The sequence below is a fragment of the Rahnella woolbedingensis genome, from assembly GCF_003602095.1.
GTDB classification, from domain to species: Bacteria; Pseudomonadota; Gammaproteobacteria; order Enterobacterales; family Enterobacteriaceae; genus Rahnella; species Rahnella woolbedingensis.
Genome location: NZ_RAHH01000011.1, coordinates 101,392 through 123,077 on the forward strand (window position 1 = coordinate 101,392; position 21,686 = coordinate 123,077).

General features: G+C 49.9%; 22 protein-coding genes and 1 pseudogene. 13 read left to right on the plus strand and 10 right to left on the minus strand.

Going from position 1 to position 21,686, the window contains the following annotated elements; translation table 11 throughout:
• Positions 1–27 precede the first annotated feature (27 nt).
• On the plus strand, positions 28–1,407 hold the full coding sequence (locus D6C13_RS11260) for a DUF6880 family protein (protein ID WP_120132834.1): 1,380 nt from the start codon (positions 28–30) through the stop codon (positions 1,405–1,407).
• Positions 1,408–1,412: 5 nt separating this feature from the next.
• Here the strand turns inward: D6C13_RS11260 and D6C13_RS11265 are convergent, their stop codons facing one another.
• On the minus strand, positions 1,413–2,069 hold the full coding sequence (locus D6C13_RS11265; RefSeq protein ID WP_120132835.1) for a Qnr family pentapeptide repeat protein: 657 nt from the start codon (positions 2,067–2,069) through the stop codon (positions 1,413–1,415).
• 187 nt (positions 2,070–2,256) lie between these two features.
• On the opposite strand from D6C13_RS11265, the gene dcp reads away from it, so the two are divergent.
• The 3 genes from dcp (at position 2,257) to D6C13_RS11280 (ending at position 6,378) form a co-directional block, all read left to right on the plus strand.
• On the plus strand, positions 2,257–4,401 hold the full coding sequence (dcp, locus tag D6C13_RS11270) for a peptidyl-dipeptidase Dcp (protein WP_120132836.1): 2,145 nt from the start codon (positions 2,257–2,259) through the stop codon (positions 4,399–4,401).
• A gap of 151 nt (positions 4,402–4,552) precedes the next feature.
• Positions 4,553–5,611, plus strand: coding sequence for a bifunctional transcriptional activator/DNA repair enzyme AdaA (locus D6C13_RS11275; RefSeq protein WP_120132837.1), 1,059 nt, complete (start codon positions 4,553–4,555; stop codon positions 5,609–5,611).
• Between the two features lie 14 nt (positions 5,612–5,625).
• On the plus strand, positions 5,626–6,378 hold the full coding sequence (locus D6C13_RS11280) for an isocitrate lyase/PEP mutase family protein (RefSeq protein ID WP_120132838.1): 753 nt from the start codon (positions 5,626–5,628) through the stop codon (positions 6,376–6,378).
• Here the strand turns inward: D6C13_RS11280 and D6C13_RS11285 are convergent.
• Both D6C13_RS11285 and D6C13_RS11290 read right to left on the minus strand, forming a co-directional pair.
• Positions 6,350–7,564, minus strand: coding sequence for an MFS transporter (locus D6C13_RS11285; protein ID WP_120132909.1), 1,215 nt, complete (start codon positions 7,562–7,564; stop codon positions 6,350–6,352). The genes D6C13_RS11280 and D6C13_RS11285 overlap by 29 nt on opposite strands.
• A 132-nt stretch (positions 7,565–7,696) precedes the next feature.
• Positions 7,697–8,398, minus strand: coding sequence for a TetR/AcrR family transcriptional regulator (locus D6C13_RS11290; protein WP_120132839.1), 702 nt, complete (start codon positions 8,396–8,398; stop codon positions 7,697–7,699).
• An 84-nt stretch (positions 8,399–8,482) separates the two neighbouring features.
• On the opposite strand from D6C13_RS11290, the gene D6C13_RS11295 reads away from it, so the two are divergent.
• Positions 8,483–9,982 carry an MDR family MFS transporter gene (locus D6C13_RS11295; protein ID WP_120132840.1) on the plus strand — a complete coding sequence of 500 codons (1,500 nt, stop codon included), beginning with the start codon at positions 8,483–8,485 and terminating at the stop codon, positions 9,980–9,982.
• Positions 9,983–10,283: 301 nt separating this feature from the next.
• Positions 10,284–10,736, plus strand: coding sequence for a hypothetical protein (locus D6C13_RS11300; protein ID WP_120132841.1), 453 nt, complete (start codon positions 10,284–10,286; stop codon positions 10,734–10,736).
• Here the strand turns inward: D6C13_RS11300 and D6C13_RS11305 are convergent.
• Positions 10,729–11,205, minus strand: a pseudogene (locus D6C13_RS11305) (Hcp family type VI secretion system effector). The gene D6C13_RS11300 and the pseudogene D6C13_RS11305 overlap by 8 nt on opposite strands.
• A 303-nt stretch (positions 11,206–11,508) precedes the next feature.
• On the opposite strand from D6C13_RS11305, the gene D6C13_RS11310 reads away from it, so the two are divergent.
• Positions 11,509–13,356 carry an ABC transporter ATP-binding protein gene (locus D6C13_RS11310; RefSeq protein WP_120132842.1) on the plus strand — a complete coding sequence of 616 codons (1,848 nt, stop codon included), beginning with the start codon at positions 11,509–11,511 and terminating at the stop codon, positions 13,354–13,356.
• Between the two features lie 4 nt (positions 13,357–13,360).
• Here the strand turns inward: D6C13_RS11310 and D6C13_RS11315 are convergent, their stop codons facing one another.
• Entirely contained in the window at positions 13,361–14,482 is a 1,122-nt protein-coding gene (locus tag D6C13_RS11315) for a GNAT family N-acetyltransferase (RefSeq protein ID WP_120132843.1), read from the minus strand.
• 183 nt (positions 14,483–14,665) lie between these two features.
• On the minus strand, positions 14,666–15,301 hold the full coding sequence (locus D6C13_RS11320) for a carbonic anhydrase (RefSeq protein ID WP_120132844.1): 636 nt from the start codon (positions 15,299–15,301) through the stop codon (positions 14,666–14,668).
• A gap of 221 nt (positions 15,302–15,522) precedes the next feature.
• On the opposite strand from D6C13_RS11320, the gene msrA reads away from it, so the two are divergent.
• From msrA to D6C13_RS11335, 3 genes are all read left to right on the plus strand, one after another.
• Positions 15,523–16,062 carry a peptide-methionine (S)-S-oxide reductase MsrA gene (gene msrA, locus D6C13_RS11325; protein WP_120132845.1) on the plus strand — a complete coding sequence of 180 codons (540 nt, stop codon included), beginning with the start codon at positions 15,523–15,525 and terminating at the stop codon, positions 16,060–16,062.
• A 263-nt stretch (positions 16,063–16,325) separates the two neighbouring features.
• Positions 16,326–16,691, plus strand: a complete 366-nt coding sequence (locus D6C13_RS11330; RefSeq protein WP_120132846.1) for a hypothetical protein — start codon at positions 16,326–16,328, stop codon at positions 16,689–16,691.
• Positions 16,688–17,365 (plus strand): hypothetical protein, encoded by a 678-nt coding sequence (locus D6C13_RS11335; RefSeq protein WP_120132847.1) that lies wholly within the window; start codon positions 16,688–16,690, stop codon positions 17,363–17,365. The genes D6C13_RS11330 and D6C13_RS11335 overlap by 4 nt, the downstream gene beginning before the upstream one ends.
• 105 nt (positions 17,366–17,470) lie before the next feature.
• Here D6C13_RS11335 and D6C13_RS11340 read toward each other — a convergent pair whose 3' ends face one another.
• The gene (locus tag D6C13_RS11340) at positions 17,471–17,653 is read right to left on the minus strand and encodes a 4-oxalocrotonate tautomerase (protein ID WP_120132848.1); all 183 of its coding nucleotides are present in this window, start codon (positions 17,651–17,653) and stop codon (positions 17,471–17,473) included.
• A 328-nt stretch (positions 17,654–17,981) separates the two neighbouring features.
• On the opposite strand from D6C13_RS11340, the gene D6C13_RS11345 reads away from it, so the two are divergent.
• Positions 17,982–18,623 (plus strand): hydrolase, encoded by a 642-nt coding sequence (locus tag D6C13_RS11345; protein ID WP_120132849.1) that lies wholly within the window; start codon positions 17,982–17,984, stop codon positions 18,621–18,623.
• A gap of 20 nt (positions 18,624–18,643) precedes the next feature.
• On the opposite strand, the gene D6C13_RS11350 is transcribed toward D6C13_RS11345, so the two are convergent.
• Positions 18,644–19,552 carry a LysR family transcriptional regulator gene (locus D6C13_RS11350; RefSeq protein ID WP_120132850.1) on the minus strand — a complete coding sequence of 303 codons (909 nt, stop codon included), beginning with the start codon at positions 19,550–19,552 and terminating at the stop codon, positions 18,644–18,646.
• 139 nt (positions 19,553–19,691) lie between these two features.
• Between D6C13_RS11350 and D6C13_RS11355 the strand changes: the two genes are divergently transcribed.
• On the plus strand, positions 19,692–20,000 hold the full coding sequence (locus tag D6C13_RS11355; protein ID WP_120132851.1) for an antibiotic biosynthesis monooxygenase: 309 nt from the start codon (positions 19,692–19,694) through the stop codon (positions 19,998–20,000).
• A 132-nt stretch (positions 20,001–20,132) separates the two neighbouring features.
• Positions 20,133–20,984 carry an excinuclease Cho gene (gene cho / locus D6C13_RS11360; protein WP_120132852.1) on the plus strand — a complete coding sequence of 284 codons (852 nt, stop codon included), beginning with the start codon at positions 20,133–20,135 and terminating at the stop codon, positions 20,982–20,984.
• 66 nt (positions 20,985–21,050) lie between these two features.
• Here the strand turns inward: cho and D6C13_RS26085 are convergent, their stop codons facing one another.
• Both D6C13_RS26085 and D6C13_RS11365 read right to left on the minus strand, forming a co-directional pair.
• Positions 21,051–21,182 (minus strand): hypothetical protein, encoded by a 132-nt coding sequence (locus D6C13_RS26085; RefSeq protein ID WP_279630063.1) that lies wholly within the window; start codon positions 21,180–21,182, stop codon positions 21,051–21,053.
• A gap of 58 nt (positions 21,183–21,240) precedes the next feature.
• Positions 21,241–21,486, minus strand: coding sequence for a hypothetical protein (locus D6C13_RS11365; protein ID WP_120132853.1), 246 nt, complete (start codon positions 21,484–21,486; stop codon positions 21,241–21,243).
• Between the last annotated feature and the right edge of the window lie 200 nt (positions 21,487–21,686).

The following is a 21,686-nucleotide window of genomic DNA, read 5'->3' on the forward strand; positions in this document are numbered from 1 at the left end:
TGTTTATAAACGGGAAGGAGCAAGTAAATGGAAAAAGAAAATCAGTTAGTAAAAAATCTTGCCTCGCTCAATTGCCAGGTTTTAGCCGATTTTATTGCCTCGTTATATGGTGAAGATGATTTTTTGGACTCAAGAATAGAACGTCTGGTATTGAGTAGTGACAGTGATGCATTAGCGAAATTGCTAAAAAAAGAGATAGCCTCACTAAAGCGAAGTAAAAGTTATATTGATTATTATGAGTCATCAGGTTTTGCCCATGAAATTAATGAAATAAGCATGGGAATTGAGAATGACGTATTGCCGGTGTTACCTGATCAGGCTTTTAAGCTCGTTGATGGCTTACTGAATACGGCTGGACATAGCCTGGAGCGATGCGATGATTCTGATGGGTATATTGGTGATGTTTACAGAAAGATATGTTTGTTGTGGTTAAAAGCAGCCAGTTTGAGTTCTGCACCCAGATCAGGCTGGGTGCAGACTGTCAGAAAACTGGCAGATAATAATGATTATGGTGTGCTTGATTTGTTATTGCCTAATGCTGATATTTTGCTTTCAGAAGATGAGTTATCCCAGTTAGCGGCTTATTATGAAGAGGGATTGCGTACTTCATTGGAAAAAAAGGAAAAGGACGAGTTTGGTACGAATCACTGGTCGGTTAATCTTCATGGCATCGCTGAAGCATTAAAAGATCCCGAGATGTACCAACGGTGTACGCTGCTGGTCAGTCCCTCCCCCAATTACCTGCAGATAGCCGATATGGTAGGATTCTTCATGCGCTGCGAGGAATATGTTCTGGCCATAAAATGGCTGGAAAATGAGTGGAAAAACACCGGGTGGGATAAGCCCAATGCACAACGACTATCTCTACTGGAAGAGTGTTATTTGGCTTTAAATCAGCATGAGAAACGCCGGGAGACATTAATCTTACTGTTAGATATCAGCCCGACATATCATAATCTTCAGAAGACGCTTCCGCTGGTTTCTGCCGGTGAGGCTCAGCAGTTACGTGTGAATTTTATTGCCTCGGTACTAAAACAATCTGATATTTATGAGAAATTATCGCCGTTACTGCAACTTGAGGAATATGCTTTGGCAGAGAGTGTGGCGCTGGCTGAATTTGAAACGTTGCAGGCCTGTAGTTACACGACATTATTGTCTTTACTTAAAATTTCTCCTGACGATTTATCTCTGGTTCGTATTATTCTGTTGCGCTGTCTGCTCGGGGATATTTTGCATCGGGCTAAAACGCAGGCTTATCATCACGCCGCCGACTATCTTAAAGAATTAGACCAGTTGGATAAGAGGGTGACATCCTACAAAGCGTTGCCAAACCATGCAGATTATATGTTGAAGGTTAAAGAGAAACATGGGCGTAAGTACAGTTTTTGGTCGAAATACAATACCTAATCATATTACTTCGAATGAATCACAATCATCCCCAGTTTTTCCAGCAAATGACTTTGTTGCCAGTCGTCAATTTTCACGCCATCAAGATCGACCTTACGGATATTCAGCTCGCCCAGATCTGAGTTCGTCAGGTCGCAATGGGTGATGTTGACGTTATTCCAGTCGAATTCGGTGAATTCGCCGCCGGAAAGGTCGGAGCCGCTGAAGTTTGCGCCCTGCACATTCGCGCCGGTCCAGCGGTTTTCCCACAGCTCGCATTTCTCCAGAATGACTTTGCTGAAGTTGGCGTAGCTGAAGTTATTTTTGGTCATGAACGCGCTGCAAAACCAGGTGCGTGAGGTGATCATATTCATAAAACTCGCGCCGCTGAAATCTGCGCCAGTGGCTTTGCATTCGCGGATTTCACAGCCCAGCGCCTGAGCGTTTTTGAAATCCGCCATTGTCAGGTCGCAACGTTTGAAGCTGGCATCCTGCAATTTTGTATGCTGGAAAGAGCAGCCTTTTTGTTCTTCATCATCGTAAAACAGACAATCGACGAACGCCGTTTCTGACAGATCGGCGCTGTCGAAACGGCAGCGATAAAAGCGACAGTTCTCCAGCGTTTCACCGGTAAATTGCTTCATGCTAAAACGCTGGTCGCGGAAAGTCTGGTCTTTGATCATCGGATCCTCTGTCGTCTTTTATGCCTTACTAAGACCGGTATCCTGACAGAAAAATTTTATCGAAAATATGGAATACGCCTCGTAATAACACGATTTACCTACGTTTGCCTTTTGCCGGATCGGTAAGTGAGGTCTATTCTCAATGACTTAACGGAGCACTTCTCTCACTCAGATAAGGAAGACTGAAATGCGTTTGTCATCTCTCTTTTTGGCAACCAGCCTGGCACTCAGCCAGTTTGCAGGGGCTGCACAGCCCGCCACGCAGGAGCATGCTATGAATCACGCCATCAATGCAGATAACCCATTTCTGAAACCCAGCCCCCTGGAATATCAGGCACCGCAATTTAATCTTTATAAAGACAGCGATTACGAGCCCGCTATTCTCGAAGGTATCCGCCAGAAGCTGGCGGAAGTCGATAAAATTGCCAGCGACAGCACGCCGCCAACTTTTGAAAATACCTATGTGGCGCTGGAAAAATCCGGCGTCATGCTGCAGCGCGTACAGAACGTTTTTGGTGCGATGACCGGTGCGAATACTGACGATACGTTGCAAAAAATCGATGAAGACACCTCGCCAAAACTGGCCGCGATGGACGACAGTATTCATCTCAACAGCAAGCTGTTCGCGCGCCTGAAAGCGGTGTATGACCAGCGTGGCAGCCTGAAAATCTCCCCGGAATCGCAACGCCTGATTGAAGTGACGTTTAAGGATTTCGAACTGGCAGGTGCCAATCTTTCTGATGCAGATAAAGACAAACTCAAGGCGCTGAATCAGCAGGCTGCAACGCTCAGCACCCAGTTCACCAACAAATTACTGGCCGCGACCAAAGCGGGCGGGCTGACGGTGAAAGATAAAGCACAACTTTCCGGGCTAAGCGATGCCGAATTGTCGGCAGCCGCGCAGGCTGCAAAAGACCGCAAGCTGGATAACGCCTGGCTTCTGGTTCTGCAAAACACCACTCAGCAACCGTTGTTACAGTCGCTGGACGACCGCGATACGCGCAAGGCGCTGTATGAAGCTTCTGTTAATCGCGCCGAAAAGGGGGATGCCAATGACACCCGTGAGCTGATTGCGAAGCTGGCCAAAGTCCGCGCTGAGCAGGCTCAGGTGCTGGGTTTCCCGAGCTATGCGGCGTGGAAGCTGGAAGACCAGATGGCGAAAACGCCGCAGGCCGCGCTGGATTTTATGCACAAAATTGTGCCCGCAGCGACCGCCCGCGCACAGCGTGAGGCCGCCGATATTCAGGCGGAAATCGATAAACAGAAAGGCGGCTTCAAAGTGGCGGCCTGGGACTGGCAGCATTACGCCCAGCAGGTGCGCAAAGAGAAATACGATCTCGATGACGCGCAGATCAAACCCTATTTCGAGCTGAACAATGTGCTGGAAAACGGCGTGTTTTATGCCGCTAACCTGCTGTACGGAATCACCTTTAAAGAACGTAAAGACCTGCCGGTCTATAACCCCGATGTGCGGGTTTTTGAAGTGTTCGATAAAGACGGTAAATCGATGGCACTGTTCTACGCCGATTATTATCAGCGCGATAATAAAGGCGGCGGCGCGTGGATGAGTAACTATGTCGATCAGTCGAAACTGCTGGGCAATAAGCCAGTGATTTACAACGTGGCAAACTTCCAGAAACCGGCTGCGGGGCAACCGGCTTTGCTGTCGTGGGATGACGTGATCACGATGTTCCATGAGTTCGGCCACACCCTGCACGGGCTGTTCGCCAGTCAGGAATACCCGAGCCTTTCCGGCACCGCGACGCCGCGTGATTTTGTCGAATTCCCGTCACAGTTCAACGAGCACTGGGCGAGTGACCCGAAAGTGTTTACTCACTTCGCCAAACATTATCAAACCGGTGAAGTGATGCCGCAGGCATTGCAGGACAAAATCGAGAAGGCCAGTAAGTTTAATAAAGGTTATGACATGACCGAGTTGCTGGCCGCGGCGCTGCTCGATATGCACTGGCACAGCCTGAGTGCGAGCGATCCGCAGCAGGATGTTGATAAGTTCGAAGCCGAATCGCTTGCGAAGGACAACGTGAATCTGGCTTACGTTCCGCCGCGTTACCGTTCCAGCTATTTCCAGCACATCTGGGGTAACGGCTATGCGGCCGGTTATTACGCCTATCTGTGGACAGAAATGCTGGCTGATGACGCCTTTGCGGGCATCACTGAACAGGGCGGGCTGACGCGGGAAAATGGTCAGAAATTCCGGGATGAGATCCTCTCACGCGGTAACAGCGAAGACCTCGAAAAGCTTTATGAAACCTGGCGCGGCAAAGCGCCGTCGATAGAGCCGATGCTGAAAAATCGCGGTCTGGAAGAGTAAAAATGGCCGTGCCCGGTATTGCGCCGGGCACGGATTTTCTTGCCGGAAAGCGTTAATAGAAATAGTTAAAATCAACGCCCGAAAAACGTCGCTACTCCCGCTCAGATTCCCCTATGCTTTTCCTCAATGTTTCCAGTCTGCGAGTTAAATCATGCTCTTCGATTTGCCTGACGATGATGTTCTCTATGCTGCGCTGATTGCCCGTGATCCGGCCTATGACGGCTTTGCCTTTGTCGGCGTGAAAAGCACCGGGATTTTCTGCCGGCTGACCTGTCCGGCGCGCAAGCCCAAACGTGAGAACTCGGTGTTTTATCCGTCGATGGTCAGCGCGATGGAAGCCGGATTCCGGCCTTGCAAACGCTGCCGTCCGCTGATGCAGGGCGGAGAAAAAGACCCGCTGGTGCTGAAATTACTGGCTGCACTGGAAAATGAACCGGACAAAAAATGGAGTGAAGGTGATGTGCAGGCGCTGAACGTCGACCCTTCGACGGTCCGCCGGGCTTTTAAGCGGCAGTTTGGCATCACTTTTCTGGAAATGGCGCGCCTGCGCAGGGTCGGGAAAGGTGTCGATGCGCTGGCCGGAGGGGAGCCGGTTATTGATGCTCAGCTGGATGCCAGCTTTGAATCTGGCAGCGGATTTCGTGCGGCCATCACCCGGCAAATCGGGCTCAATCCCAGTCAGGCCAGAAAGCATCAGTTTCTCAAAGCGGACTGGCTGGATACGCCGATCGGTTCGATGCTGGCGATTGCCAGCCGCGACGCGCTGTATCTGCTGGAGTTTATTGACCGTCCGGCGCTGCCCAACGAAATTGAGCGGCTGAAAAAGCTGACGTCATCAGAAATTATTTTTGGTCGCAACCCGCTGATTGAACAAGTCGGACAGGAACTGGCTGCCTATTTTGCGGAAGGAAAACAGTCGTTCGTCACGCCGCTGGCGGAGTTCGGTTCATTGTTTACCCGTAAAGTGTGGGATGCGCTCAGAGCCATTCCGGCAGGCGAATTGCGCAGTTATTCCGCGCTGGCAGCGGATATCGGGCAGGCAACGGCCTCACGCGCCGTCGCCCGGGCGAATGGCGCTAACCAGATTTCTATCCTGATCCCTTGTCATCGCGTAATCGGTGCCGATGGTTCGCTGACCGGTTATGGCGGTGGATTATGGCGCAAGCGGTGGCTGATTGAACACGAACGAAGAATGGCGCTGAGCCGCTAAACGAGGAGCAGGGTATGAGTCAGCAAAGTCAGGCACTGGCATTTTCAGAGCTTCATCAGAAACACAATCCGGTCATTTTATACAACGTCTGGGATGCGGGCAGCGCGCTGGCCGTGGAGCAGGCGGGGGCAAAAGCCATCGCGACCGGCAGCTGGTCATGTGCGGCGGCACAGGGTTATCAGGATGGCGAAACCATGTCTTTTTCCAGTCTGTTACAGACAGTTCAACGCATTGCTGCGGTGATCAGTCTGCCGCTGACAGTAGATTTTGAAACTGGTTACGGCGCAAACCGCCGCGATAATCTGAGCGCTCTTTTGCAGGCGGGGGTGGTGGGAATTAATGTCGAAGATCAGCAAATGGGATTATCTGCGCTAAACGACATCCGTGAGCAGAGTGAGATCCTGAAGTCGCTTCGTCAGGTGGCGGATTCTCAGGGGAGCACGCTATTTATCAACGCCCGAACTGATGTCTTTTTGCAGCAACCCGACGCCACGCAACATCCTGCGCTGATGGCCGAAGCCAAAAAGCGGCTCACCGCTTATCAGGATGCGGGCGTCAGCGGTTTTTTTGCCCCGGGTTTGAGCGACCTGACGCTGATTGCCGAACTCTGTGACGTATCTGCGCTGCCGGTGAATATTATGGCTAACAGCCTGACCCCGCCATTGGCCGGACTCACCGATGCGGGTATCAGCCGGTTAAGCTACGGTCCTTATCCTTATATCGGACTGATGGAGGCCCTTAAACAGCAGGCACGCGCGTTGTATTAGCCGCCAGCCGGTGCCCCATCCAGAAGAATACCAGGCCGCTAATTGAGGAGGCGATCAGCGCAATAAACATCACCGACGGTGCGGCATAGCTGAGCAGAAAGCCGCACATGACCGGATTGATGGCGCCGCCGAGATTGCTCAGGTTCTGCATTCCGTAATAGCTGCCTTTCATGTTTTCCGGCGCGATAAAGTCGATAAACATGTATTCCACCGGAATGACGATCAGTTCGCCGAAGCTGAAAATCGCCATGGCGATCACCCAGAATAGTACAGATTGTCCGGCGGTCATAAAGCCTATCAGGCCGATGATGAAGAAAAGGGTGCCGAGCAGCAGCCATTTCAGCAAAGTATTCTGCTTCATCCGGCTGCTTAAAACGTACTGGAAGGCAATGACAATCACGGCGTTGGTGATCATCACTGCGCCGATAATTTTGTACGCGAAGGCTGCATTCGAAACCAGAATCAGATACTGCGACAGATAACCGGCGAACTGCCCGAACACGATTGACCCCAGCGTACTGCCCAGGGTGAAGTAAATCAGGCGGCGGTCATGAGACAGAATACTCAGCGTCTGGCGCAGATTCGGTTTGGGCAGCGGTTTTTGTTCCAGCGAGGTTTGCGGAGGCTTGTGTGGAATATTCCGCAGCCCCCAGGTCAGGGAAATCACGGTGCCCAGCGCCAGCACGCCGGAAATCACGAACGGCAGCATCGGGCTGAAACCCGCCAGCCAGACACCCAGCGATGATCCCACCGCCCAGCCGACGTTGACCAGCGTGTAGTTCATCGAAAACGCTTTTACCCGTTTTTCCACCGGCAACCAGCTGGCGATACAGGCCTTGAGCGTAATGCTGAGCAGGGCGTAAGAGGCATTCAGCAGCGCCAGAACCAGCAGCACACCGGTCACATTGGGCAGAAACGGCAACAGTAAAAAGCTCAGGCCGAACAGGCTGACAGAGACGGTTATCAGCGTCCGGTGATTGAATTTATCCACCAGATAGCCGCCGTACAGACTGCTGAGAATACCGATTGCCAGACTGGCTCCGAGAATAATCCCGACGCTTTTGGGCAACAGATGATAATGCTCGGTCAGATAAATAGTGATAAACGGCAGCGTGACACCGCGTCCGATAGTAAGTACTAACGAACTGGTGAGCAAAGCGAGGATCAGTGGTGGCATTCCCTTCATGTTAAACGGCATTCCCTGAGTAACGGCAACATTTTCGTTACATCATAAAGTAGTCTGCGCAGTTTTTTTCATTACAAAATAAAGGGATTTAAGTGAGTTGCGCGGCTATACCCGCACTCCTTAGAATTTCGCTTAGGGCTTCTGCGGTGCAACGCCGTGAAACAGTAAAAGGGCGACGTGTTTGCGCAGCATATCGGGAGAAATCGGCGATGCATCTCCCTGCCGCATTTTCATTGAGGCCATCGGGAACAGCGTCAGACCAAAAAGTGAAATGAACAGTAATGCCGGATTCAGATCCGGATTCAGCCGTCCTTCGGACTGCCAGCGGCTGATGCATTCCTGCACAATTTTGCGATTCTTATCGCCGTTCCGTTCTTCCATGCGTTTTTTCAGCATGCCGCTTTCGCTGATCACTTCACGTACCCACAGCGGCGCCACCCACGGATATTTTTCTGCCGCATCAATCATGCACTGCGCCATGTTAGTGATCGCCATCAGCGGATCGTCGGCGTGGGTTTCAAAAATGTCGGTAAAACCGGCACGAACCGGCTGAAAACGCTCATCAATCATCACGTCCAGCAGTTGTTCGCGGGTCTTGAAATAGTAATGCAACATGGCGGTGGTAACGCCCGCTTCTTTGGCGATCATGCTCAGCGGCGTTTCGGCAATGCCGTATTGGGCAAACAGCTTCAGGGCGGCATCCAGCAACAGTTCACGTTTATCCGCTCCGGTTTTCCCACTGCGCGGACGCCCCGGACGACGCACGGTTGTCGTCTCCGGATTTTGATCCATTTGTGCGGATTTAGTCGTTTCTGAGATTTTTCTGTCTGCCATAAGGTGTTTGATCCATTGACCAGATGAATTTGATGCTTCAATATTAATTATACAGTTAATTAATTACAAGTCAGGATGTCATTTATGACGACAATAAATTCGGCACAGAGCGAAGTGACGGAACAGAAGCCATCGATAAAGCTGCTGTTCTCCGCGCTGATGCTGGTGATGCTGCTGGCCGCCCTCGACCAGACCATTGTGTCCACCGCGTTGCCGACCATCGTCAGCGAGCTCGGCGGACTGGAACAGCTTTCATGGGTTGTGACCTCTTATCTGCTGGCTTCCACGATAGTAGTTCCGCTGTACGGCAAGTTTGGTGACCTGCTCGGGCGTAAAATCGTGCTGCAAACGGCGATTGTCGTGTTCCTTCTCGGTTCGGTATTGTGCGGACTGGCGCAAAATATGACGCAGCTGATCCTGATGCGCGCCCTGCAGGGGCTGGGCGGCGGCGGGCTGATGGTGGTCAGTATGGCGGCGGTCGGCGATGTCATCTCGCCCTCTGAACGCGGGAAATACCAGGGGCTGTTCGGTGGCGTATTCGGTCTGGCGACGGTCATCGGACCGCTGATTGGTGGTTTTCTGGTTGAACACATGTCATGGCGCTGGATTTTCTACATCAACCTGCCGCTGGGTATTTTTGCCCTGCTGGTTATCGGCGTGGCACTGAAATCGCAAAGCGCACGTATTCGCCATGAAATCGATTTTCTCGGCGCGGGTTATCTTGCGGCGGCGCTGACCAGCATCATTTTGTTCACCAGTGAAGGCGGTACGGTGTATCAGTGGTCTGATCCACAGCTGTGGTGCATTCTGGCTTTCGGGCTGGTAACGCTGGGTGGCTTTATTTATGAAGAGACGCTGGCGGCCGAGCCGATTATCCCGCTCGGCCTGTTTCGCGAGCGGACGTTCCTGCTCAGCTGTGCGATAAGTTTTATTATCGGTATGTCGCTGATGGGCTCGATGACTTTCCTGCCGCTGTATTTGCAGGTGGTGAAAGGTTCGTCGCCGTCCCAGGCGGGGATGCAGCTGCTGCCGCTGATGGGCGCATTGCTGGTCAGTTCGATTATCAGCGGGCGTCTGATCAGCCGTATCGGTCGTTATCGCATCTTCCCGATTATCGGTACGCTGCTGAGTTTCGCCGGTATGGTGCTGCTGGGCTTTCTGAAAGTCAGTACGCCGGTACATATGTTGTATCTCTACATCGGCGTGCTCGGTTTCGGTCTGGGGATGGTGATGCAGGTGCTGGTACTGGCGGTGCAAAACTCGGTATCGATGAAACAGATGGGCGTGGCGACGTCCGGTGTGACGCTGTTCCGCTCGATTGGCGGTTCGATTGGCGTGGCGATGTTTGGCGCGATATTTACCCACGTGCTGCGTGACCAACTGATAGCGCGGATCCCGGAAGGCACTGTCCTTCCTCGTTCAATGGGCGCGCAGGCGGTGCAGGAACTCCCGGCCGCCATCCGTGATGATTATTTACAGGCCTTCGGTTCGGCGCTGCACTCGGTGTATCTGATTGCCGCGTGCGTAATGGTGCTGGCGTTTGTCCTTTCACTGCTGCAAAAAGATGCGGTGCTGAAGAAATAGTGACGAGTTTAAATTTCTTTCTGTGGCGAGGCGTTGAGTATTCATGCCGCAGAAAGAATGATCAATAATTTCCCCCCCCTTATTTCTGATATTTATAAAATACCTTTCTGACTTTTCTCTGTTATTATTTCTTCTTAATAATCTATATGTGCAATGAATGAATTATCGTAATTAATTCGATGTGAAATATAATTCACGGTGCGTGACTTCATAACAATAAGGATATTGGTATGCCTTCATCATTAAGCAGGAACGTCGGTTATTTTGGCGAGAACTTATTCCTCAACGGAGTCTGCGCACGATGAGATCATTGAAAGTTATTTCTTTGATTACCTTGCTCTCTGTCGATTCTCACGCTGAAGGATATAAACTGCACCCGGGTATTCGTACATTTCAGGGACAAAAATTTGAGATCGAACTGAAGGCGCATTGTCCTGAAACCCGTCTGGCATGTAACGACGTGAGCTATGAGGCTATTAACAAGAAGACAGGAGAGAGGCTTCATCTGAAAGGTCGGGTTCTCACAAACTATTACAGTCATGATTTTAGGGGGTTTGAATTCAAAAACGGAAACTATATTTATACGTTACGTCCTGACTCAGGAGCATCAAATGATGTATCTCAAATCTGGAATTTAAATGTTCCCTACATGATAAGATTATCGCTACTGATCAGGGTATCATGCATTAATTTCAAAATTCATTTACTAATGCCATTTGAAGTTCCGCAAATGGCATTAGTTTGTTCTACATGACTCTGTCAATCCATAGGCTATAGCCCGAAGTCCCGGCTATATGATGGGTCATCAATGGTTTCATAGCGCAGTGAAAGAGTTTCGTAAGGCTGTGCATCTCCGCCTGGTAATGTGCTCGGGCAGGTTGAGGAAATACTTTCCAGAGTGGCATCGGTCAGTTTTATGGTGAGATATTTCTCCTGAGTACCATATTGTGATGTTCTGTAATAGTTAAAATACACTGAATAATCTCATTATTAGAAATTGCCACCAGTAATAGCGGTGTTGATTTATCAATAGGCTTGGTGATCCTTATCGGGTGATGATTCACGTTCATTTCCCGGGTAATATCATGTTGGGATGAATACACCAGTATCTGATCTGCATGGCCTGCCTGAAAGCGATTACCAATCGAGCTATACGTTGAACATCCTGCTGATATCAGTCCTTGAGTCTTTCCTGTCAGTGACAGATAGGTACAGTTTGACATTATTAGATTTCCTTTCTAAAAGTAATTATTGTTTCTGAATAAGTTTCTGAGCGTATTTATATTGCCCGGCTGTTATATCATTAAATGATCTTAAAAATAAGATCTAAGCAGCATCTGTAATTCAATGCCTTTTCATCAATATATTTAATTTCAATTTGGCTTAATTCTATCTGTAAGCGAAAAGAATACTAATTTCTGGGGCGAACGGCAGAAATACTCTACTCTTATAGGTTCTGTCAGATTCTCCGAACCAGAACATCAAAGCAGGATAGCTTTGACGATGAACAATTTAAGAGGTGCGCCATGCTGTTTCGCCGTTTCGAGCGAATGATCGACATCTTCCGTGAGGCACCGGCTGCTCAGCCGCCGGATCAGGTCTTGCCTTTCTATCTTTATTACCTGCGCCAGGTCTGGCCAAGTTTTGCGATTTTACTGGTAGTGGGGCTGATCGGCGCGCTGATTGAAGTCTCGCTGTTCAGCTATCTCAGCCAGATTATCGACTTGACCAAAGACACGCCGCCGGGCAGTTTTTTCACCGACCATATGGGCGAGCTTTTGTGGATGGCGGCGGTGGCGATGATCCTGCGGCCGATATTTATCGGGCTGCATGATTTGCTGGTTCACCAGACAATCAGCCCCGGCATGACCAGCATGATCCGCTGGCAGAATCACAAATATGTCCTCAGGCAGAGCCTGAATTTTTTCCAGAGTGATTTCGCCGGACGTATTGCCCAGCGCATTATGCAGACCGGTAACTCGCTGCGCGATTCTGCGGTGCAGGCGGTGGATGCCATCTGGCATGTGGTGATTTACGCCGCCAGCGCATTATTCCTGTTCGCCGAAGCCGACTGGCGACTGATGATCCCGCTGATTATCTGGATATTCGGTTACGGCGTTTGTCTGCGTTATTTTGTGCCACGCGTGAAACAACGCTCGGTGCAGTCGTCGGAAGCGCGCTCAAAACTGATGGGCTGCATCGTCGATGGCTATACCAATATCACCACGCTGAAACTGTTCGCGCATACCGATCTGGAGCAGAAATACGCCCGTGAAGCGATTACCGAACAGACCGAGAAAACTCAGCTGGCAGGGCGTCTGGTGACCGGCATGGACGTGTCGATCACCACGCTCAACGGTCTGCTGATTGTCAGTACCACCGGTCTGGCCCTGTGGCTGTGGACGCAGTCACTGATAAGCGTCGGAGCCATCGCGCTGGCGACCGGTCTGGTGATACGTATCGTGAATATGTCCGGCTGGATCATGTGGGTGGTAAACGGTATTTTCGAAAATATCGGTATGGTTCAGGACGGTCTGCACACCATTGCGAAACCACTGAGCGTCACCGATATACCCCAGGCGAAAGCGCTGAAAGTCGATCAGGGTGCGATCCACTTTGATCACATTGAATTTAATTATGGCAAAGAGAACGCCGGAAAAGGTGGGAGGGTGATCCCCAATCTGGATCTGGCCATCCGTCCCGGTGAGAAGATCGGCCTGATCGGGCCTTCCGGCGCCGGGAAATCCACGCTGGTGAATCTGTTGCTGCGCCTGTACGACATCGACGGTGGCCGCATTCTTATTGATCAGCAGAATATTGCCGACGTCACGCAGGAAAGCCTGCGTGCGCAAATCGGCATGATCACGCAGGATACCTCGCTGCTTCACCGTTCTATCCGCGATAACCTGCTTTACGGCAGGCCGGGCGCGACGGAAGAGGAGTTGCAACTGGCCATCCGTCAGGCGCGGGCCGATGAATTTATTCCGCAACTGTATGATTCGTTGGGCAGAACGGGGCTGGATGCGCATGTCGGGGAACGCGGTGTGAAGCTTTCCGGCGGTCAGCGTCAGCGTATTGCCATTGCCCGCGTGTTACTGAAAAACGCGCCAATACTGATTATGGATGAAGCCACTTCGGCGCTCGATTCTGAGGTGGAAGCGGCGATTCAGGAAAGTCTGGAGACGCTGATGGGCGGCAAAACAGTGATTGCGATTGCGCACCGGTTGTCGACGATTGCCAAAATGGACCGTCTGGTGGTGCTGGAAAAAGGGCAAATTGTCGAGACGGGGAATCACGCCGAACTGCTGGCCCATGGCGGGCTTTACGCGCGCCTCTGGCAGCATCAGACCGGCGGTTTTGTCGGCATGGACTAAGGCATCATTCGTGCCGGTAGGGCAGCACTTCGCGGGCTTCATCTGCCCAGCGCTGCACGCCGGCACGTTCTTCCACTAAAAAATCTTCCACGGCATCACGTAAACCCGGATGACGTAAATAGTGCCAGGAGTCGGTGATCACTGGCTCAAAGCCGCGCAGCAGTTTATGTTCGCCCTGTGCGCCCGCATCAAAGCGTTTCAGACCGCTGGCAATCGCGTATTCCATTCCCTGATAGAAACAGGTTTCGAAATGAAGCCGGTCGAATTCTGCCAGACAGCCCCAGTAACGTCCGTAAAACGTATCGCCGCTGATTAAACTGAACGCCATCGCCACATCGCGCCCGTTTTGCTGCGCGAAAACCACGCGGATCGCCTCCGGCATACGTTCTGCCAGCAGGCTGAAGAACGCGCGGGTCAGATAGGGAGACTGGCCGCGGATATGATAGGTGTTGCTGTAGCAGGCATAGACGAAATCCCATTGCGCTTCAGTCACCTGTGCACCTTCCCGCCAGATAAATTCGATGCCCTGTGATGCCACCTGCTCGCGCTCTTTGCGAAACTGTTTACGCTTGCGCGACGTGAGCGCGTCGAGATAATCCTGAAAATCGCGATAGTCACGATTTTGCCAGTGATACTGCAAACCCTGACGGTGCTGCCAGACGGGTTCAGCCCCGATAATCCGGTTGGCGCGTTCGTCGGTAAAATTGATGTGCGCGCCGGTCAGGCCATTTTCTTCCAGATAATCCGGCAGTGCCTGTAAGAGGCTTACCGCAGCAGATTCATCGCCCAGCAGCCGTGCGCCGGTCACCGGACTGAACGGCACGGCGCCGAGCCACTTCGGATAATAAGCAATGCCGGAACGCTGACAGGCGTCTGCCCAGCCCTGATCAAACACGTATTCGCCGTAAGAATGTCGCTTACGGTAGCCGGGAATGGCGGCGCGGATTTCGCCGTTTTCCTGCCAGGCCAGATGTTGCGGACGCCAGCCGGAATTGGGCCCCAGACTGCCGCTGTCTTCCAGAGCGGATAAAAAAGCATGACTGAGAAAGGGTTGCTGCGCAGGCACCAGCGCATCCCACTGTGCAGCAGGACAATCGGCCAGACGGTTCAACGTGATAACAGGCATGAATTATTCTCGCTATGGCATTGAAGGAGAAAGCGGTTAAGTGTCGTACAGGTGGGGAAATATTGTCGGCTTAAAGGTGCGGCTGAAATTATAAATTTGGTTAAATGGCCGGTTTATAATGCGCAACCGAGTTAAAGCTGTTCCGCATTAAATACCGGCACGACATCATGCCGGTATTTCTTATCAGCTGGCCCTGACTTCAGGATTATCTGACAGGGAAATAAAGGTGCTGCTTTTGGAGTCAAAGGCTTCAATTGAACCCGATTCAATATCATATACCCAGCCGTGCAGGGTCACTTCGCCTTTCGCTAAAGCCACCGCCACGCAAGGATGGGTGCGCAGATTGCTCAGCTGCGCGACCACGTTCTGATGCACCATACCGTTAACACGCGCTTCAGGCGATTCGTGTTCGAAGGATTCATTGATGGCTTTCGCCGCATCAGAATAACGCAGCCAGTGTGCGACCGCAGGCATGTGATCCAGACAGGTGCAGTTAGCGATTGCGCTCATTGCGCCGCAGTTGGAGTGTCCGCAGACCACGATATCTTTTACGCCCAGCGCCATCACCGCGTACTCGACCGTGGCAGAAACGCCGCCCGGTTCCGGCCCGAATGGCGGCACAATGTTACCGGCATTACGGATAACAAACAGTTCGCCCGGCTCACGCTGCGTGACTAATTCCGGCACTAAACGGCTGTCAGAACAGGATATAAATAGGGTCTTAGGATTTTGATTTAATGCGAGCTTTTTGAAGAGCTTAGAGCGTTGGGGAAACGCTTCTTTCTGGAATCTGAGAAAACCTTCAATTACGTCTTTCATAGGGGAATTCCATGTATTTCAATGCCAGTGAGTCTGCCATGAAAAAAAAAGCAGATCAATCAGACGCAATATCAGTACTATTTACAGGGGAAATTATCGATCACAAAATATTATAATTTTCGGGTCATAAGAATTTCACATTCTGTTTTTTTAATGGCATACCTTTATCTCAGCATTATCCGTCCCCATATTTCCTCTACCCCCTGAGTGAAGGAGTCTGTATGACAATCGAATACGCTATTTTCGGTGGCGGCTGTTTCTGGTGTACAGAAGCGGTGTTCAAAGACGTCATCGGCGTGGAGTCGGTGGAAAGTGTTTACACCGGCGGGCGTCGACCGAATCCGAATTATGAACAGGTTTGCACCGGTACGACCGGCCATGCGGAAGCCATCCGTGTCGGTTTCGACCCGGAAAAACTGACCTACGGTGATTTGCTGGATATCCATTTTGTCACGCACGATCCGACCCAGCTTAACCGCCAGGGGAATGACGTCGGAACGCAATACCGTTCGGCGATTTTCCCGGCGAATGAACAGCAAAAGGCGGATGCAGAAGCGGCAATTCTGCGCGCGCAGCATGACCACAGTGACCCGATAGTCACCAGCATCGAACCGCTGGGCGAAGTGTATGTGGCTGAAGGTTATCACCAGAATTACTGGGATGGCGCAGGGCAGCAGAACCGTTACTGCATGGCGGTGATCCCGCCGAAATTACAAAAACTGCGCAAGAGTTTTGCGCAGCGAGCGAAATCCTTGCAATAATAATTCGCCTACACACGAATGAATAAATTATGAGCAGGGTAATGTCTTCGTTACCCTGCTTTATTTTATTTCAGAAGAATTATTTTCTTAATCATTCATTAACCCCCCCCCCCATTATTGAAATAACTTACTGAATTAAAAGAGACTTTTAACTAGTTTAGTGTAACTTAAATAATCATTCAGAAACCGTACGTTTACATACTCTAATTAAAGGAATGATAATGCGACGTTTTAGAGGATAAACTTACAGGAACGTATAAATAATGAGTGGTTTAAAATTAGCAGCATTTTCTATTGCAACGTTAATCATATTAACAGGTTGTGTAAATAAAACCGATCCGGCAAAAAGTAACTCCCCGATTGCGCAAAGAGAGGGAGTGACATGCATTAATGAATTCAAAGCGTTGCAAAGTCTTTCTCCTGGAGATTTTGCAGTTTACCAGTCACAGTTTACGCAACTGACTAATGCTTACGATGTATATAGAAAAAATAATGGAGCTATTAATAAAGATTCCGAGGAAATTCTTAATATCGAATTGCAGTCAAAATTAAAGATGATCTGCGCCCGCGTGAAAGGTGCTGTATTTAAAAATATGGACGAACGCTCCCAGGAAATTAATAAAATATGATGAGCAAAATAACATCAGTTATTTTTATTTTTTTGCTGACCGCATTTCAGGGGGCTCGGGCCGATAATTTAGAGTTGCTGGATATGCTTCAGCAGGAACACTTGATCCCGTCGTCTCAAAAACCGGTGGTTCAGGAGGAAATTAAAACTTCTCCAGCATTGACTGCGCAACCACAAAACATTGAAGCGCCAAAAACTGTCACCAAGGCGTCTGCACCGGTTAAAAAGTTGCCGAAGAAAGCAAAAGCAAAACACAAAAAATCTGACCAGCGGATACATTCCACTCTCGATGTGCAGCCAAAATCCGTGCCTGCTACTTTGGGTGCCGATCTCATCGTCACCGGGAAGGAGCTGCCAAAATCGGATTTTGAAACTCCGCATGCCAGCAACAATCTGCCGGAGGCTGTGAAAACGGAGGCTATCCTGACTGAGCCTGCCGCAATACCAGTGACTGCGAAAGCAGATCCGAAGCCAGCTGCACCAGTCACCCAAAAAGTGCATCAGGTTAAAAAAAGTCATCAGCAGTCAGATCGTAAAAAACAGACCGCTAAGAAAGAGCGACCTGTTGAGAAGACCACGGTGAAAGTTCAGGAAGTGAAATCTGCGGAGAAACCCGTGATGACCACAACGCCTGAAGTGAAAAACGTTGAAGTGAAAAACGTTGCTCAGAACTGAAGGCAGATATCTGTCAGCGTAAAAGCCAGAACTTCTGTTCTGGCTTTTTTTGTTTGCGACGGCAACAGAATACGTATCTTTGTTGAAGGCGATTTACTCCGTCTATTATTCTTCCGGTAACACTCCCCCTTTTGCCCAATGTGATTTTGGTATTTCAGTGATCACCACATCCACACTTTCAGGCTTACATTTCAGGGTTTCTACCGCCAGGCGGGTCACTTCACGGGCAAAGTCGCGTTTCTGCTCAGCAGTACGGCCTGGCAGCATTTCCAAACGGATCATCGGCATAGTAAATCCTCAGTCATTAAACCCTCACGGCGGGGGCAAAACCATTCTACGTATGGATGGTGAAGAATAAAGACGGAAAAAAACAAAAGCCAGAACTGAGGTTCTGATTTACGGGTGCCAAGATTTTTGGGTTTCTATCAGGCTGAAAATTATGACGTTTCACGACTGTTTATAGAGAGGAATGTCTGTCAAAAAAATCTGAACAAGTTGCCAAATTCTTTCCGCTATCCGCTTTTGAAGTCCTGTCTTATTGTTAATTCCAGCAGCACAACAACACAACGTTAAATAAAACTCACAACCCAACAATGCACTCTGAGAGGAAATGAAAATGTCTAAATTCGATCTGCTGGATCCACAGAACTCCACCCTGATTTTCATCGACCATCAGCCACAGATGTCATTCGGCGTTGCGAATATCGATCGCCAGCAGCTTAAAAATAATACTGTCGCCCTCGCTAAAGCAGGCAAAGTTTTTAACGTGCCGGTGATTTACACCTCGGTCGAAACGGAAAGCTTCAGCGGCTATATCTGGCCGGAATTACTGGCAGTGCATCCGGATGTGAAGCCGATTGAACGTACTTCCATGAACTCCTGGGAAGACGCCGCATTCGTGAAAGCGGTGGAAGCGACCGGGCGTAAAAAACTGATTATCTCCGCGCTCTGGACCGAAGTATGTCTGACTTTCCCGGCCCTGATGGCAATGAAAGAAGGGTATGAAGTGTATGTGGTGACGGATACCTCCGGCGGCACCAGCGTGGATGCTCACGAACGTTCCATCGACCGTATGGTGCAGGCCGGTGCGGTACCGGTAACCTGGCAGCAAGTTCTGCTGGAATACCAGCGCGACTGGTCACGCAAAGAGACATACGACGATGTGATGGATCTGGTGCGTGAACACAGCGGTGCATACGGTATGGGTGTCGATTATGCCTACACCATGGTGCACAAAGCGCCGCAGCGTCAGGGTTAATTTCTGAATATATAGCCCGGTTATTCCGGGCTATATACGGTGCTCAGTCCGTCGAAATCCTGCAAATTCTCCCGCCACCACATCGCTGCATTGCCGGTAGCATTTTCGTTCCAGGCCATAAACGCCTGATCACGGCGGGTTTCGGTATCGAGACGGCGTTCCACCAGCATTCCGCTTTCAAGGTGCGGCGCAGCCAGATAACGGGGCAGATAGCCGCAACCCAGCCCGGCAATTTGCGCATGAACTTTGGCATTAAAATCATGAACACTGAGCATTTTCTGCTCATCGAGTACGCGTAAATCAGCGCCTGTACTGTGGCGGGACGAGTCGTGAACGACGACCGCGCGATACTGGCGGATTTGTTCGCGCACCAGCGGTTCCGGCATCGAGGCGAGCGGGTGGTGTGGTGCAACGGCAAACACATATTCCAGCCAGCCGATAGGGCGATATTCAATGCCGCTGCGCGTGAGCGGTTCCTGCACGGCACCAAATACAATGTCAGCTTCACCATAACTGAGCGCCTCCCAGCAACCGGCGAGCACATCGTGGCGGAATAATAACTGGGTATGCTGATGCTCTGCGTAAAAGCGGTCGACAAGCGGCGCAAGCAGCGCGAACGGCACGGAAGCATCCACGCTGAGGGTCAGCTTGCTTTCCCAGCCACTTTCGACGTACTGAGCCTGTTGTTCCAGCTCGCTGACGGCACGCAGCAGCACGCGGCCTTTATCCAGCATCAGACGACCGGTGGGGGTGAATGTCGCGCGATGGCCGGAGCGGTCCAGCAGTTTGATATTCAGATCACTTTCCATTTTCTGCACGGTATAACTCAGTGCTGAAGCGGTTTTAAACAGTCTGGCGGCCGCTGCGGCAAAGGTGCCGTGTCTGTCCAGTGCATCCAGGATCAGCAGTGCTTCAAGGCTTAATCGCATTATTTTCCCCACCCCAAAAATTGTTTAACAACAACCCAAAATATTTCCGTTATCAATCGCCGTGCCGATTTCGTATCGTTTATGAATATAACGCAACATTCAGTTAACCAGAACAAGGGTTAATCAGAAGGAACATCCTGTGACTTATCCTCATCAATCTGACCACATTACCCTGGTGATCACCCACGGCGTACAGCGGGATAAGCTGGGGGAATACGAATTCTGGCTGGAAAATCTGATAGCTGACGCCGCAAGGTTTGCCGGTTATCAGAGTATTAACGTACTGCGACCGGTTCACGGTGAAACCATCTACACGCTGCTGGTGCGCTTCAATAACATTGATCATTTGTATCAGTGGATACAATCAGATCAGCGCGAAATCCGTGAGGCAACGCTCGCCAACTTGCTGAACGGACAGGAATATATTGAGATGCGTATGCAGGCATAATTTTTGCTGCCCAAAATTTACACAAGGTTTGTTCTGCAAAGGTTGAAGACTGTATAAAACGCCAGTATGATTCGCCTGTTTTTTATACGGCATTTTTATTGAAAAATTAGCAAAGAAAACAGGTCAGCTATTTTGTGGAATCCCGAAAAAGAGCTTTTTACCGAGCTCTATCAGTACCCTGAGCATCTACGTCATACCTTAGAAAACTTACCTAACTGCAGCGGCGTCTACATTTTTTATGGCGACAATAACGCCTTTCCGCTGTATATCGGCAAAAGTGTGAATATCCGCAGCCGCGTGATGTCGCATTTTCGCAATCCTGCCGAAGCCAAACTTCTGCACATGACCCGCGATATCGAATATATCGAAACCATCGGTGAAGTCGGGGCGTTATTGCTGGAATCAGATCTGATTAAAACCCGTCGTCCGCTGTTCAATAAGCGGCTGCGTGTGGCGCGAAAACTCTGTTCAATCAGGCTGTTGGAATTTAGCGCGCAAATCGTTTTTAGTGATGACGTAGATTTTTCCCACAGCGAAGATATGTTTGGCCTGTTTAAAACCAAAATGTCCGCAATCGAGAAAATCCGCGATATCGCCGATCAGGAGCAGCTGTGTTACGGCGCGCTGGGGCTGGAAAAACTGGCGAAAAACCGCGCGTGTTTTCGCTTCTCGCTGGGGAAATGCGCCGGTGTCTGTTGCGGCAAAGAATCGCCGGAGGCTCATCAGGCGCGTCTGCGGGATGCGCTCAGTGCGCTGAAAATCCGCAGCTGGCCGTATCCGGGGCGGATCGCTATCGTCGAAGAAGCCAGTGGTCAGACGGATTACCACGTCATCAATCACTGGTTCTATCTGGGCACGGTGAAAACGCTGGAAGCGGCCCGCGAATTTGATCTCGCCGTCCCGCATTTTGACCGCGACAGTTATAAAATTCTCTGCAAACCGATGTTCGCGGCGGACACCCCTAAAGTGATTTTGCTAGATTAACCTAGCAATCATGAAAACGAGTGAGCCGTTAGCTCACTCGGGGTAAGACGCGAGAAGGCGCCTCTTTTACTTGCCTTTCTTGTGATCATGCTCTTTCAAACCCGGATGTTTAGGTTTGTTTTCTGGCGTGACTCTTTGTCTTTTGTCTTCTTTTCCTGTTGATTCAGCAATTGGTTTTGGTCCGGTTTTGATACTCATATCAATCTCCTAAGTGTATTTTTAATCAGCAAGGAATATCTGCTGAGCGAGTTGATTATTATTTCTTGTGTACCATGGGTGCCAAATCGCTGAACCAGTTTGGGTGGTTTTCCAATGCAGTATCAAGTTCTGACCATTCAAGGATTTTTTCTGAATAACCTTTTTTAACTTTAGTCTCAATGGTTTTAGTCAACTTATTAAAATTGTCTTCACTCGTTGAATATTCCTTTTTCTTAAGCCAGTGTTCTAATTCATATGACTCTTTTTTTCCGGTGTTCACTAATTTCCAATCTGAATTAGGCATTTCATTAATTCCTTTAATGTCAGCACAGAATTGCACTGTCCTTTACTAAGATAGGGATTTGAAATGCTCTTTTAATTAGCTAGTTAACTAATTCGGCTGCGTTTTTTTTAGAGCTATAGATAACGCTATGAAATAAAATGATTTTAAATTTAAATTATTTTCGATAATTTTTTAATAACCAAAATAAGATTACATTAATC